Genomic DNA, 13079 nt, shown 5'->3' with positions numbered 1-13079 from the left:
CCCGTCCCTGCGCGGGCGGGCGGCATCTCTTAGCCGAACATCTGCTTCAGCAAGTCCTTCGGCAGCGCCGGCACGAAATTGCCGTCGCGTCCCGTCATATCCTCATTGGTGACCAGCGCGTTGAGGATCGCCTCCTCGACACCTTGCACGACCGCGTCGAAGAACGGGTCGATGTCGACGTCCGGGATGAACTCGACGTGTCCGGTCCGGCCTGACGGAGCCAGCGCGGCCTCGGGATTGGCGGTCGAGAAGGCGAGAAAAATGTCGCCCGAGCTGTGATAGCCATAGCCGCCGGTCATGGCAATGCCGAGCGGCACGCGCCTGGCGAGTCGCTTCATCTGGTGCGGCAGGAACGGCGCGTCGGTGGCGACGACGGCGATGATCGACCCCTTTTCCGCGCGTGCCGTCGCCTCGCGGATCGCCGAACCGACAAGCTCCTGCCCGATGCGCCGGCCACGAATGGTGAAATTGCGCCGCTGGCCGAAATTCGACTGCACGAACACGCCCAGCGTGTAGTGCCTGTCCTGCCATTCGACGACGCGCGACGCAGTGCCGGATCCGGCCTTGAAGCCGAAGGTGATCATGCCGGTGCCGCCGCCGACGCTGCCTTCCTCGATGGCGCCGCCGGCAGCATTGTCGAGCGCCGCCACGACATGCTCGACGCTGACATGATGGCCGTTGATGTCGTTGAGGAAGCCGTCATAGGTCTCGGCGGCCACCGGCAGGCCCCAGCCTGTGTCGAGCGCGGCCGGCAGCACCTTGTGCATCCAGCGCAGCGTGGCGTCGCGGGTGACGCCGCAGGAATGCGTGTTGGTGATGGTGACCGGGAAGTTGAAGGCGCCGGTTTCCTCGATGATATGCGTGCCCGTCAGCTCGCCATTGCCGTTCTGGCTGAACACGCCGGCGAAGACCGGTGTTGAGAGCTCTTGGACCGGCCTCGGCAGGATTGCGGTGACGCCGGTGCGGACCGGGCCGATGCCGACTTTCAGCGGACCGTCGCCGGAAATCAGCGTCGTATAGCCCACCGACACGCCCGGCACGTCGGTAATGGCGTTGAAACGGCCTGGCGTGCCGTCGAGCGCGATACCAAAGGAGCGCAGGCGCGGCTTGCCGGAAGGCGTGCGAAGATGCGGATCGTGGCTGCTCATGCGGTCCTCAGAACAACGAGCCCTGATTGCCCGGCTCCCTGGCCTTGGTGGACGGCTTCGCGGCCAGCTTCGGCCGCGCGCCGCCGCTGGTGGCGATGGCCTCGGCAGTGCCGTCGGCGAATTCCAGCTGCAAGGCTGCGCCCGGCGCCACGTCTTCGACCCGCTTGATGACGGCCCCGTCGGCATCCTTGACCAGCGCGAAGCCGCGCGCCAGCACGGCTTTGTGCGACAGCGTCGACAAGAGCCGGTCGGCCTGTGTCAGCGCGGCCCGCAGCCGGTCGAGCCGCCGTGCCATCGCCTGGTCCTGCCTGCGCGACAGTCCGGCCAATGCGTCGGCCTGCAGCTTCTGCCGCCGCGCGATCGGCGCCGGCGACAGGCGGGTTGAATTGCGCTGGAAGCGCTGGCGCCGCTCGCGCACGATGGCGAAGAACGCCGCGCGGGCACGCGCGATGTCGCGGCCGGTCAGCGTGCGCGCTTCGTTGAGGCGCCGCGACAGCGTCGCCGGCGTCAGCCTTTGCCGCTCCAGCGTTGCCCGCTTGCGCTCGATATTCACCGTCAGCCCGCGGCCGAGGCGGCTGGTCGCATCGTCGAAACGGCGCCGCGGCAGCGCCAGCAACTGGTCGGGCGAGGGGAGCGCGCGCGCTGCCGCGCGCACCGCATGGCGCTTGCGCTCCAGATGCCGCGAGGCGCAGGCATTGAGCCGCGCGCCAAGGCTGGCGAGCGTCGCCTCCAGATCCGCCCTGACCGGCACGGCGATCTCGGCCGCGCCCGTCGGCGTCGGCGCGCGCCTATCGGCAACGAAGTCGATCAGAGTCGTATCCGTCTCGTGCCCGACGGCCGAGATCACCGGGATGGCGGACGCCGCGACGGCCCGCGCCAGCCCTTCGTCGTTGAAGCCCCAGAGGTCTTCCAGGCTGCCGCCGCCGCGCGCAACGATCAACAGGTCGGGTTGACGGATGGGTCCATCCCACGTCAGCGCGTTGAAGCCGTTGACGGCCGCGGTCACTTCCCTGGCCGTCGTCTCGCCCTGTACCCTTACCGGCCAGACCAGCACGTGGAGTGGGAACCGGTCCTTGATGCGATGGATGATGTCGCGGATCACCGAGCCGGTCGGCGAGGTGACGACGCCGATGACTTTGGGCATGAACGGCAGCCGCCGCTTGCGGCCTGCATCGAACAGGCCTTCGGCCTGCAGCCGGCGCTTGCGCTCTTCGAGCAGCGCCATCAGCGCGCCGGCGCCGGCCGGCTCCAGATTGTCGATGACGATCTGGTAGTTGGATTTGCCGGGATAGGTCGTCAGCCGGCCGCTGGCGATCACCTCCATGCCTTCCTCGGGGCGGAATTTCAGGCGCGCCATGGTGGTCTTCCAGACCACGGCATCGATCCGCGCCCGGTCGTCCTTCAGCGCGAAGTAAGCATGGCCGGACGAATGCGGGCCGCGATAGCCGGAAATCTCGCCGCGCACCCGCACATTGCCGAAGGCATCCTCGACAGTGCGCTTCAGCGCGCCGGAAATCTCGCTCACCGTGTATTCGGTGGCGTTGCTGCGTGATTCGGTTGCTGTTTCACTCATTTGGCGATTGGGGAACGCTTATCGGCTCGCGTCAAGCAGGGAGAAACCCCGCTAATATTATAACGTGATTTTAAGCCCGATTTGCTTTGACAGGCAGCAGGAGAGCCGGCCGGGAACGCATGAGCGCACGCCACAACAGCAGCCCGTTGACGCACCAGGTCACGCTGACCGTGCTGACGCTCGCCGCTTTCACTTTGGCGATTGTCGTCGGCTTCGGCTTCTACGCCGCCAATCAGGCCGACGAGGCTTCGCTCGAACGACAGAAGATTTTCATCGCCGATGGTCTGAACGACCAGATTGCCACGGTCCAGCGCGAGCAGGAAAGCGTGACGGTCTGGGATGACTCGGTCACCAATGTGAGGGCGGGCAATCAGACCTGGATCGAGGAGAACCTCAGCACCTGGATGTACACCTACTACGGCCACAACCGGATCTACATCCTCGACGCCGCCAACCATGCGATCCACGCCATGCGGGAAGGCAAGGTCGTCGCAGCGTCGACTTTCGGCGAGGACGAGCCGGAACTGCGGCCGACCATCGACAAGCTGCGCCACATGTTGGCTGAGCCGCCGAAGGCCGACGCCTCCGGCCAGCCGGCCAAGATGGTCGTGCAGGATCTCGTCTCGCTCCAGGGGAAGCCCGCGATTTTGAGCGTCATGCCGCTGGTGCCGAGCACGGATCGCGTCAGCCAGGCGCCTGGTACGGAATATCTGCATATCTCGGCCGAGTTCATCAACGATGCCGTCATCGGCAAGATCGCGGCCAAATACCTGCTCGATGGCGCGCGCCTGGTGCCCTTGTCCGAGCCGGTTGGCCCGGCCGCCGTGCCGCTGGTCGATTCGCGTGGCGTCATCGTCGGTTATATCGGTTGGGACCAGTTGCGGCCCGGCCTTACCCTGGTGCGCAAGATCGCTCCGGCCTTGGCGATCGCTCTGCTCGTGGCCGGCGGCGTTCTGGTGTTCCTGCTGCGCCGATTGCGCCGCGCCTCGACTGCGCTGCAGACCAGCCAGGACCAGGCGCAATATCTTGCCTTCCACGACACGCTCACCGGCCTGCCCAACCGGGCGCTGTTCGAGGACCGGCTGCGGCGCATGCTGCTCTTCGCCGGCCAGGACGGAACGCGCGTGGCGCTGCTTTACCTCGACCTCGATCGCTTCAAGCACATCAACGACACGCTCGGCCATCCGGCCGGCGACGAGCTCGTGCGCCAGACGGCGGCGCGGCTCAGGCACACGATCCGCGAAGTCGACACCGTCGCGCGGCTGGGCGGCGACGAGTTCGCTGTGATCCTGCTCGACATTCCCGACGCCGGGAGTGCTGAAGATATCGCCGAAAGGCTGCTCGTGAAGCTGCGTGAGCCGTTCAGGCTCATTGGCGACCACGTCTTCGTCGGCGCGAGCATCGGCATCGCGCTGTCGTCCGGACCGGAGACGGACGCGGACGACCTGCTGCGCAAGGCCGACATCGCGCTCTACGAGGCCAAGAAGAACGGTCGCGGCCGCTATGAGGTGTTCGCCGGCGACATGGACGATCTCTTGTTGCGCAAGCGCAAGGTCGAGTCGGAACTCCGCAAGGCGCTGGATGGCGACGGCGGCATAAAGCTCGCTTATCAGCCGGTTTTCGCGGCCGACGGCCGCCGGATTTTGGGAGCCGAAGCGCTGATCCGCTGGGGGCATGAGGTGCACGGCGCCTTGCCCGCGGCGCAATTCATCGCCATCGCCGAGGAGCGCGGCCTCATCGGCGAGCTCGGCAAATGGGCGCTAAGCGAAGCCTGCCGCTTTGCCGCCAGGACAGAACTGCCCTGGATCGCGGTCAACATCTCGCCGATGCAGCTGCGCGATATCGGCTTTGCCGAACAGGTCGCCGCGATCCTGAAGGAAACCGGGCTCGCCCCATCCCGCCTGCAGCTCGAGACCACTGAGAGCGTTCTGCTCGAGCACAATGACACGATCGGCGCTGTGATTGCCGCGCTGCGCCAGTCCGGGGTGCGCATCGTGCTCGACGATTTCGGCACCGGCTACTCTTCCCTCAGCTATTTGCGTCGCCAGGCGATCGACAAGTTGAAGATCGACCGCTCCTTCGTGCGTCTGCTCGACGAGGACGAAAGCGCCCGCGCAATCGCCAGGACGCTGATCGACTTGGCGCGGACGCTGAGGGTCGAGGTGACCGCCGAAGGCGTCGAGACCGACGCGCAAAAGGCCTTGCTGGTCGGCATGGGCTGCCACCAGATGCAGGGCTATCTGCTGTCGCCGCCGCTGGAGCCCGGCCAGTTGCTTGCCCTGCCGGGTGTCTCGTCAGCCGACCAGGAACGTTCGGCCGTTCGTGCCTGACGTCTACCAGCCAGGCATGATCTGGTTTGCCTTGACCCGCTTCATCTTGGCAAAGGCCAACGCCGCGAAGTCGAAGCTTCCCGCCTCTTCGCTCACCGGCACGGAAATGTTGTCGAGGCTCTCGGCGATGTGACGGGCCAAAGCGTCGACGATCTCCGGCTGCGAGGTCTGGCCGCGCATGATGCCGATGCGGCAGTCCGGCAACTGGCCGAAGCCGTCGGCCTCGCCGAGCACGCGCATGCCGGGCCTCAGCGCGCATTCCGGCAGCACCGAGACCGCCAGGCCCGAGAGCACGGCCGCGGTGATCACCGTGGCCGAGAAGCTGGAGAACAGCACGCGGTAGTCGCGGCTCTGCCGGTCGAGCACGTCGACAGCCGCGCGCCGCCAGATGCAGTTCGGCCGGCCGAACGCCATCGGCAGGGTTTCCTGTTCATGCGTGGCGTGGTTGGCCGAGGTGACCCATAAAAGCGGTTCGCGCCGCACCACTTCCGACTGGCCGCGCGTGTCGTTATGCGTCACCAGCGCGAGGTCGAGATTGCCGCGCTTGATGTGTTCGACCAACCCCGGCGTCGGCTCGCAGACGACTGTCAGCTCGACGCGCGGGTTGGAGCGCGAGAAGCGCGCCATGATCTCGGGCAGGAAGCGGTCGGCATAGTCGTCCGGCGTGCCGATGCGGATCGTGCCTTCGAGCCGCTGGTCGTCGAAGGCCGCGAGCGTCTCGCGATTGAGGTAGATCAGCCGCCGTGCATAGGAAAGCAGCCTGTCGCCCTCCTCGGTCAGCTTGTTGGTGCGGCCGTCCTTTTCGAACAGCGGCTTGCCGATCCGCTCCTCCAGCCGCCGCATCTGCATCGACACCGCCGACTGCGTCCGGTGCACCTCCTCGGCCGCGCGGGTGAAGCTGCCGGTGTCGGCGATCGAGATGAAGGTTTGCAACTGATCGAGGTCAAGCGGCGCTTTCATCGGTCCAACCTATCATTGATGTTGATGCTACAGATTAAAAACATTCGTTGGATTAATCAATCGCGCGATGGCAAATTGCCATCGTCCACATGAGAACATGTGAATGGAAACCGGAACGGCGCTTCTCCCAAGGCGCCGATTGGCTGGTTTCGTCCGCTCGACTCCTGGAAGGAGAGACTGAAATGACCACGATTGAATTCGCCTCCGAGACCCCGCGCATCACCACGCGTCCGGCCGTTGCGACGCTTGTGGTCAATGCCATCGCCAACAGCTACCGAGCCTGGAAAAACCGTCGCGCCTTCTATCGCCTCGGCGAGATGACCGACGCCGAACTGGCCGATATCGGCCTGACGCGCGCCGACCTCCATGTCGCGATCGACGTGCCCTTCGGCCGCGATCCGACGGTGAAGCTGCGCGCCATCGCCAGCGAGCGCGCCGACACGATCGAGGACCTTGCTCATCAGGTAGGCTGAAGGGCGGCGTTTCCCTGGATTTCCCGTCGCGCTGAACCTTTTCGCCGCTTGGCGCGACCAAGTTCATGCAGGCTCCCACACTCCCTGCCGGTTCCCCGCCGGCCAGCCTGCACATTGCCCGGTTCCTCCTCCAGGACCGGGCATTTTTTTAAGGTGTGCCGATATTCAGGTGAGGCCGGCCTGCAAATGCCGGTCTCCTGCGCTTCTACAGCGCCGCGCGTCCGGACGGACGCGCAAAGACGTAGCACTTTAACTTAGCGCATGATCCTCTTCCGAAAAATCGAAATCGATTTTCGGGGTCATGCGCGTGCTCACGTACTTAAGTACGCTCCGCTTCGGTTCTCGGAAACCAGCATTTTCGACTCGGCCTGACCTGAATCTCGACACACCTCGGGCTCCGCGGCAATCACCGCCGGTCCATGTCGCGCTTGAACTGGTCGAAGATCGTTCCGACGCTCTTTTCATATTCGTCGCGCTGCTGCGCGCCGGTCTCGAACATCTTGCCGAATATGTCGTCGAACGGGTTGCGCGGCCGGCCGCTCGGGTTGGTCTGCGGCTGTTGCGGCGCGCTTTGCTGCGGTTGGCGCTGTTGCGGCTGCGGCGCCGGCTGCCCGCCGGGCACGCCGAAGCCGCCGCCCTGGCGCAGCATCTCCTCGAAAATCTTGCCGAGCGGATTGTCGCCATAGGGGCTTTGCGTCCGCTGGGGCTGGCCTTGCGGTTGTGCGCCGCCGCCGAACATATCCTGCAGCACCTTGCCGAGCGGGTTGTCGCCGTAGGGGCTGGGCGCCTGCTGTGTTTGGCTTTGCGGCTGCGCCGCGCCGCCGCCAAACATGTCCTGCAGCACCTTGCCGAGCGGATTCTCTCCGTAAGGATTGGGCGCCGGCGCCTGCCGCGTTTGCGGCGCCGGCGCGAGGCCGCCCTGCCGCATCATCTGCTCGATGATCTCGCCGAGCGGATTGCCACTGCCGCCGGCGGCCTGCATCTGCCCCCCAGTCAACTGATTGTTGGTCTGCTTGAACAGCCCGCCCATCATCATCGAGGCCATGGCCGGCAGCATCTGCTGCAGCACCTGCTGGCTAAGCCCCGTCGCCTGCGCGGCCTGGTTCGCCACGGCGCGCGACAGGTCCTTCGAACCGAACAGATGGCCGAGAATGCCGTTGCCCTCGTCGATGCCTTGCGGTGAAAAGGCTCTTGTCGCGTCCTCGAAATATTTGGCGTGCTGGCCACTCGCCATCGCCGTCATGAAGGCGCCCATCCCGTAGGGGTCGGCGGTGTTGCGCTGGAGCCCCTGCGAGAAGGCGGGCAGCAGCGCCTGGACCGCGGCCTGTGTCTGCTGCATCGAAAGCCCATATTGCTGGGCCAGCGCCTGCATGCCGGCGCCATTCTGGGCTTGGGCAAAAATGTCGAACAGGGAAGGCATGAGGTCTCCTCCGGCAGTGTCCTCGCCGGAAAAGACTAGTTCGTTTCGATCACTGATTGAAGCGGCTTTTACCAACCAACCGCGTAGCGGGTAGCCGACGGTTAATAGGCATATTCCATGAACACCGGCTCGATCGAGCCGCCCCAGCGCGTGTGGTAGGCCGACAGCATCTCCTCGGCGCTGGTCGTGCCGCGCGACACGACCTCGTCCAGCGTGTTGAGGAACGACGTCTCGTCGTAACCGTCGCGGTTCTTCTTGCCGCGGTTCTTCAGGCCCGCGCGCGAGATGGCGAGCACGTCGCGGGCGACGTCGCGCAAGGTCGCGTTGCGGAACGGCGCGGCTATGCCCAACTCCGGCACGGCGTTGCGCATCGCCAGCGCTTCTTCATAGGTCCAGCTTGCGGTCAGCGTCTCGGCGGCGTCCAGCGCCTGCTCGTCGTACAGCAGCCCGACCCAGAAAGCGGGCAGGGCGCAGATGCGCCGCCACGGCCCGCCGTCGGCACCGCGCATTTCGAGGAAACGCTTCAGGCGCACATCGGGGAACAGGGTCGAGAGGTGATTTGCCCAGTCGCCCATGGTCGGCAGGCCGTCGGGGATTTCATTGCGCGCCGCACCAGCCATGAACTGGCGGAAGGTGTAGCGGGTCATGTCGTGATACTGGCCGTCGCGGATGACGAAATACATCGGCACGTCGAGCGCCCATTCGACATAGTCGGCGAAGCCGAAATCGGGCGAGAAGCAGAATTCGAGCATGCCGGAACGCTGGTTGTCGGTGTCGCGCCAGATGTCGCCGCGCCAGCTCTGCAGCCCGTTCGGCCGGCTCTCGGTGAAGGGCGAGTTGGCAAACAGCGCCGTCGACAGCGGCTGCAGCTTCAGCGACACCTGCATCTTGCGGCGCATGTCGGCTTCGCTCTCGAAGTCGAGATTCACCTGGATCGTGCAGGTGCGGTACATCATGTCGAGGCCCTTGGTGCCGACCTTCGGCATGTAGCGCGTCATGATCTCGTAGCGTGATTTCGGCATTTTCGGCGTGTCGGCGAGCGACCATTTCGGGCTGCCGCCAAGGCCGAGGAACCGGATGCCGAGCGGCTCGGCGATCTCGCGCACCTGCGCCAAATGCGCGTTGCCCTCGCGACAGGTCTGGTGGATCGATTCCAGCGGCGCGCCGGAAAGTTCGAACTGGCCGCCGGGCTCCAGCGAGATCGCGCCCTGGCCGGTCGGCTCGACAAGGCCGATGATGCGGCCGGCATCCATGATCGGGTCCCATCCAAGCTTTTGCTGCATGCCTTCGAGAATGGCGCGGATGCCACGCTCGCCGCCATAGGGCACCGGCGCGTTGCCGTCGACATAGAAGGGGAATTTCTCGTGCTCGGTGCCGATGCGCCATTTGTCGCGCGGCTTGTTGCCGGCGGCCAGGTAGCCGACCAGTTCGTCGACGCCTTCGATGGGCTGGGTATCGGTCGTGTCGCGCGCCATGAGGCCCCTCCGAGCGCATTGCCCCGGAAATCCGCATCGACTTCCGCCAGGCGTCCTGCACAGTTCCTAAGTGTTACAGCGCCCTTCGTGCGTCGAAAAGCATGCGCGGTGCTGCAGAGGCCGGACGGCCGCTGGCGCTAAATGGACGAAATGCCGGCAGCCGATCAAGCAAAAAATCCTGAGCCAGGCCTCAACAGCATTTGATTTACCAGTCGCCGATCGTCGCCTGGATCGCGGCAAGTGCCGCCACCGCCGCCGTGTCGGCGCGCAGGATGCGCGGCCCGAGCGGAATTGCGGTGACGAAAGGCAAGGCTCTCAGCATCTTGCGCTCGTCCTCGGAAAATCCGCCTTCCGGACCGACCAGAAGCGCAAGTTTCTTCTCTTTCACCGCTTGCAGGGCCGGCAGCGGATTGTTGGTCGAAGCGTCCTCGTCGCAGAAGATCAGCCGCCGCTCCCTGTCCCAACTGGCGAGCAACTTCTCCAGCTTCTCTGCTTCACGCACCTCCGGCACCGCCAGTATGCCGCATTGCTCGGCCGCCTCGACGACATTGGCGCGCAGCCGCTCGATGCCGGGCTTCGCCACTTGCGTGTGCTGGGTGATGACCGGTTGAAGGATGCCGGCGCCCATCTCGACGGCTTTCTGCACCAGATAGTCGAGCCGCCCCTGCTTCAGCGGCGCGAAGCAATAGACGAGATCGGGCAGTGGCGGCTGCGGCCGCTGCAGTTCCAGCACTTTCAGCCGGACCGCCTTCTTGGATCTGGCGGCGATCGCAGCCGACCATTCACCGTCGCGGCCGTTGAACAACAGAACCTCGGCGCCTTCGCCGAGCCGCAGCACATGGGCGAGATAATGGCTCTGCTGCTGTCCGGCATCGAATTCGAGGCCAGGCCCAAGATCGTCCGGCACGAACAGCCGCTGCATTTTGTAGTTGGCGCGCATGGCCGAGCAATGGGCGAGGCGATGGATATCGTCAAGTGTCGGCGGTCGGATGCCAGACCGGCGCGAAGCCCTGCCGCAGCACAGCAATGGTGGTTGCCGGCGTCAGCATGCGCAACGGCCGGTCGTCCAGGCGATCGAAGGCAATTGGACTGGCATATCCCGCGAACGACCATCGGCGCGCCGTACCGGCAAGCAGCGCGTAGGCAGCGTCGCCCTGCGCGATCATCGTTCCATCAGGCAGGGCGCCGAGCTCCGACACGGTGACGCGAGGCGGCTGTCCGCCCGAAGCCAGCCGTTCCTTGTGCAGCCTTTTATCGACCATCGGCGCTCGCGGCTGGTCAACCCCGAAGGCCTCGCCGAAGCGGCCGACGAAATCGGTCGCCCGTTCGCGCCGGCAGAAGAAACAGGGCCGGTGGCCGGCAGCCAATGCCGTCACCTCGTCGAGGAAGAACAGCTCGGTCCAGCCCGCCTTGCCACCGGGCCGGTTACGGCCCATCGGTTCGCGCCGCACATTTCGGAACTGGCACGCGCAGATGATCCAGGCCGGCAAGGCCCAGCGCTTCTTCAACAGCGTTTTCGTCTCGGGGTCGTGGATGATGCCGCGATTGCCGGTAAACAGGCCGCGCTCCGGCACGGCATGGATGGCGCCGAAGGGATCGACCCGGTTCTGCAGTGGCATAGTTTTGTCTCTCGATCCGCATCTTGGCTGAAACACGGGCCGCATGATATCGCTCGCCCCAGCATTTTCATGTCAGCAGGATTCTCGATGCGCGTGCTGGTGGTCCAGAACTACGACAATACCGGCCTCGGTCAGGTCGGTGCCGCTCTGGCCGAAGCGGGCGCCGATCTCGACCTGCGGCGTCCATACCAGGGCGATCCGTTGCCGCAGGATGCAGGCGAGCATGATGCGATGGTCGTGCTGGGCGGCGGGCAGAATGCGCTGGCAGACGAGGAATATCCCTATTTCCCGGCGCTCCTTGAGCTGACACGCGATTTCGCTGAGAAGGACCGCTCGGTGCTCGGCATCTGCCTTGGCAGCCAGCTCCTGGCCCGCGCGTTTGGTGGCGACAACCACATCGGCGGCGCCACCGAGTTCGGCTGGCACAAGGTCTCGCTGACGCCCGCCGCGAAATTGGATCCGGTGCTGGCGGCGCTGCCCGAACAATTCCCGATCTTCGAATGGCACGACGACACTTTCGCGCTGCCTGAGAATGCCGTGCGGCTTGCCGGCAGTCCGGTGGCCGAAAACCAGGCCTTCCGCCTCGGCCGCGCCGTCTATGGCTTCCAGTTCCATTTCGAGGCGGACACGCCGATGGTGCGCGACTGGAGCACCTCCTTCGCGGCAACGATCGCCGAGCGCCATCCCGACTGGAACGACCGGCTTGACAATGAGTTGGCCGGTAATGGTCCCGAAGCCGATGCCGCCGGGCTGGCGATTGCCCGCGCCTGGGTGGCTACAATCTAAGGCGTGTGTGTGATGGTCGGCTGAAGCCGGCCTGACCCGCATCTCAACACATCCGCGCGGACGCAGCGTTGCATAATTGGCACGCCTCGGCGCCTGCGCCTGGGGACAACGCTCTTCTCGCTTGGTTTGTGTCCGGCCGCTCCCCTAAGAGGGCGCGCTTTGTATCGCCGGTGCAACCGCCATGAACCTTTTGTGTGATCCAGCCGACACACCGGCGATACAGAATCTGCTTAGAAGCGCGAAATCGTCGAAACATTGAGACGCATTTTATCGTTTCAACGCATTGGTAACCGCCTCGTGCCCAGATGCAGAAAGCTTAACCAGAGATGACGTCCGTGAAAGCAGCTCTCCTGTCTTTTGTCATGCTGTCTGCCATCGTGCTCTGCGGCCTGGGCATTTATGCCGCCGACGCCGCGACCAACCACCGGGCCGTCGACGGCTACGGCGTCACCGCCTCGCTGAACTAAGCCTCGACAAAATCGCGAGCACGCTCGCGCCCGGGATCGCGCTTAGAACGCTTTGCCTTGCACGTCGATGATCTGTTTGTCGCCGCCGTTGACGGCGAGCGCGCTCAGCGTCCCCGACTTCCACGCGAGCGTGTCGACATTGACGCGGTTGGCCTTCACCTCGGCTTCCGGGACTGGCGTGTGCCCGTGCACGACCACCTTTGAAAAAAGCTCTTGGTGATCGTGGAAGGCATCGCGGATCCAGATCAGGTCCTGCTGGTTCTGATGGTCGAGCGGCACGCCCGGCCTTATTCCGGCATGGCAGAAGAAGAAGTCGCCGAAACTGACCGAAAACGTCAGCGATTGCAGGAAGTCGACATGGCTGCGCGGCACCGCTTTCACCAGCGCGGCGTGTCCGCGCGCGACGGCCCCTGCCTTGCCGTACCAATGGGCGTCGCGGACAAGGTCCACGCCATAGGACTGCGCCGTCTGGATGCCGCCGTAATTCATGAACAGGCCGTCCGGCTCGGCATCGGCCAGGAATTCGAGCATGCCGATATCGTGGTTGCCGGCGAGCATGATGTTGCGCGGATCGCGCCTGCGCGCCTCGATCAGGAAATCGATGACGCTTTTGGAGTCCGGCCCGCGGTCGACATAGTCGCCGAGATGGATGATGCGCCAGTCGGAGCCGGGCGCATGTTCCAGTTCGCTTGCGATGCGCCGGTGCATGGCGGTGAGCAGGTCATGGCGCCCATGCACATCGCCGATGGCATAGAGCCGCATGCCGTCAGCCCCGCGTGCGTCGAGATAGTGGATACCGGTTTCGGTCAATGCGGACATGTTCCCAAG

12 protein-coding genes are annotated in these 13079 nt (G+C 65.1%); 4 read left to right on the top strand and 8 right to left on the bottom strand.

The window, feature by feature from the left end:
• Positions 1-29: 29 nt before the first annotated feature.
• Complete coding sequence (locus DPM35_RS25970) at positions 30-1148, bottom strand: DmpA family aminopeptidase (RefSeq protein WP_112130064.1); 1119 nt, start codon at positions 1146-1148, stop codon at positions 30-32.
• A 7-nt stretch (positions 1149-1155) separates the two neighbouring features.
• The gene (gene xseA, locus DPM35_RS25965) at positions 1156-2721 is read right to left on the bottom strand and encodes an exodeoxyribonuclease VII large subunit (RefSeq protein ID WP_112130063.1); all 1566 of its coding nucleotides are present in this window, start codon (positions 2719-2721) and stop codon (positions 1156-1158) included.
• A gap of 119 nt (positions 2722-2840) precedes the next feature.
• On the opposite strand from xseA, the gene DPM35_RS25960 reads away from it, so the two are divergent.
• On the top strand, positions 2841-5051 hold the full coding sequence (locus DPM35_RS25960; RefSeq protein ID WP_112130062.1) for a bifunctional diguanylate cyclase/phosphodiesterase: 2211 nt from the start codon (positions 2841-2843) through the stop codon (positions 5049-5051).
• Between the two features lie 3 nt (positions 5052-5054).
• On the opposite strand, the gene DPM35_RS25955 is transcribed toward DPM35_RS25960, so the two are convergent.
• Positions 5055-6011: a LysR substrate-binding domain-containing protein gene (locus tag DPM35_RS25955; RefSeq protein WP_040990655.1), complete on the bottom strand. Its 957-nt coding sequence runs from the start codon at positions 6009-6011 to the stop codon at positions 5055-5057.
• A 182-nt stretch (positions 6012-6193) separates the two neighbouring features.
• Here DPM35_RS25955 and DPM35_RS25950 point away from each other — a divergent pair, with 182 nt between their 5' ends.
• Positions 6194-6484, top strand: coding sequence for a DUF1127 domain-containing protein (locus tag DPM35_RS25950; RefSeq protein ID WP_112130061.1), 291 nt, complete (start codon positions 6194-6196; stop codon positions 6482-6484).
• A 406-nt stretch (positions 6485-6890) separates the two neighbouring features.
• Here DPM35_RS25950 and DPM35_RS25945 read toward each other — a convergent pair whose 3' ends face one another.
• The 4 genes from DPM35_RS25945 to DPM35_RS25930 all read right to left on the bottom strand — a co-directional run bounded on the left by DPM35_RS25945 (position 6891) and on the right by DPM35_RS25930 (position 10998).
• Positions 6891-7904: a DUF937 domain-containing protein gene (locus DPM35_RS25945; protein ID WP_112130060.1), complete on the bottom strand. Its 1014-nt coding sequence runs from the start codon at positions 7902-7904 to the stop codon at positions 6891-6893.
• Positions 7905-8005: 101 nt separating this feature from the next.
• Complete coding sequence (locus tag DPM35_RS25940) at positions 8006-9379, bottom strand: glutamate--cysteine ligase (RefSeq protein WP_112130059.1); 1374 nt, start codon at positions 9377-9379, stop codon at positions 8006-8008.
• Between the two features lie 205 nt (positions 9380-9584).
• A complete protein-coding gene (locus DPM35_RS25935) occupies positions 9585-10319 on the bottom strand; it encodes a 16S rRNA (uracil(1498)-N(3))-methyltransferase (RefSeq protein ID WP_112130058.1) in 735 nt (244 codons plus the stop codon).
• A 31-nt stretch (positions 10320-10350) separates the two neighbouring features.
• On the bottom strand, positions 10351-10998 hold the full coding sequence (locus DPM35_RS25930) for a hypothetical protein (RefSeq protein ID WP_112130057.1): 648 nt from the start codon (positions 10996-10998) through the stop codon (positions 10351-10353).
• Between the two features lie 87 nt (positions 10999-11085).
• Here DPM35_RS25930 and DPM35_RS25925 point away from each other — a divergent pair, with 87 nt between their 5' ends.
• Positions 11086-11784 (top strand): type 1 glutamine amidotransferase, encoded by a 699-nt coding sequence (locus DPM35_RS25925; protein ID WP_112130056.1) that lies wholly within the window; start codon positions 11086-11088, stop codon positions 11782-11784.
• A gap of 335 nt (positions 11785-12119) precedes the next feature.
• A complete protein-coding gene (locus DPM35_RS33150; protein WP_263481599.1) occupies positions 12120-12251 on the top strand; it encodes a hypothetical protein in 132 nt (43 codons plus the stop codon).
• A 42-nt stretch (positions 12252-12293) separates the two neighbouring features.
• Here DPM35_RS33150 and DPM35_RS25915 read toward each other — a convergent pair whose 3' ends face one another.
• Positions 12294-13061 (bottom strand): metallophosphoesterase, encoded by a 768-nt coding sequence (locus tag DPM35_RS25915; RefSeq protein ID WP_112130258.1) that lies wholly within the window; start codon positions 13059-13061, stop codon positions 12294-12296.
• Between the last annotated feature and the right edge of the window lie 18 nt (positions 13062-13079).

The sequence above is a fragment of the Mesorhizobium atlanticum genome (assembly GCF_003289965.1).
GTDB classification, from domain to species: domain Bacteria; phylum Pseudomonadota; class Alphaproteobacteria; order Rhizobiales; family Rhizobiaceae; genus Mesorhizobium; species Mesorhizobium atlanticum.
Note: the sequence above shows the minus strand (reverse complement) of the source record. Positions and strands in the feature narration are given on the sequence as shown.

Coding starts and splice junctions, on each gene's coding strand:
- DPM35_RS25970 (WP_112130064.1), bottom strand. CDS start 1,148: ATGAGCAGCCACGATCCGCATCTTCGCACGCCTTCCGGCAAGCCGCGC.
- xseA (WP_112130063.1), bottom strand. CDS start 2,721: ATGAGTGAAACAGCAACCGAATCACGCAGCAACGCCACCGAATACACG.
- DPM35_RS25960 (WP_112130062.1), top strand. CDS start 2,841: ATGAGCGCACGCCACAACAGCAGCCCGTTGACGCACCAGGTCACGCTG.
- DPM35_RS25955 (WP_040990655.1), bottom strand. CDS start 6,011: ATGAAAGCGCCGCTTGACCTCGATCAGTTGCAAACCTTCATCTCGATC.
- DPM35_RS25950 (WP_112130061.1), top strand. CDS start 6,194: ATGACCACGATTGAATTCGCCTCCGAGACCCCGCGCATCACCACGCGT.
- DPM35_RS25945 (WP_112130060.1), bottom strand. CDS start 7,904: ATGCCTTCCCTGTTCGACATTTTTGCCCAAGCCCAGAATGGCGCCGGC.
- DPM35_RS25940 (WP_112130059.1), bottom strand. CDS start 9,379: ATGGCGCGCGACACGACCGATACCCAGCCCATCGAAGGCGTCGACGAA.
- DPM35_RS25935 (WP_112130058.1), bottom strand. CDS start 10,319: ATGCGCGCCAACTACAAAATGCAGCGGCTGTTCGTGCCGGACGATCTT.
- DPM35_RS25930 (WP_112130057.1), bottom strand. CDS start 10,998: ATGCCACTGCAGAACCGGGTCGATCCCTTCGGCGCCATCCATGCCGTG.
- DPM35_RS25925 (WP_112130056.1), top strand. CDS start 11,086: ATGCGCGTGCTGGTGGTCCAGAACTACGACAATACCGGCCTCGGTCAG.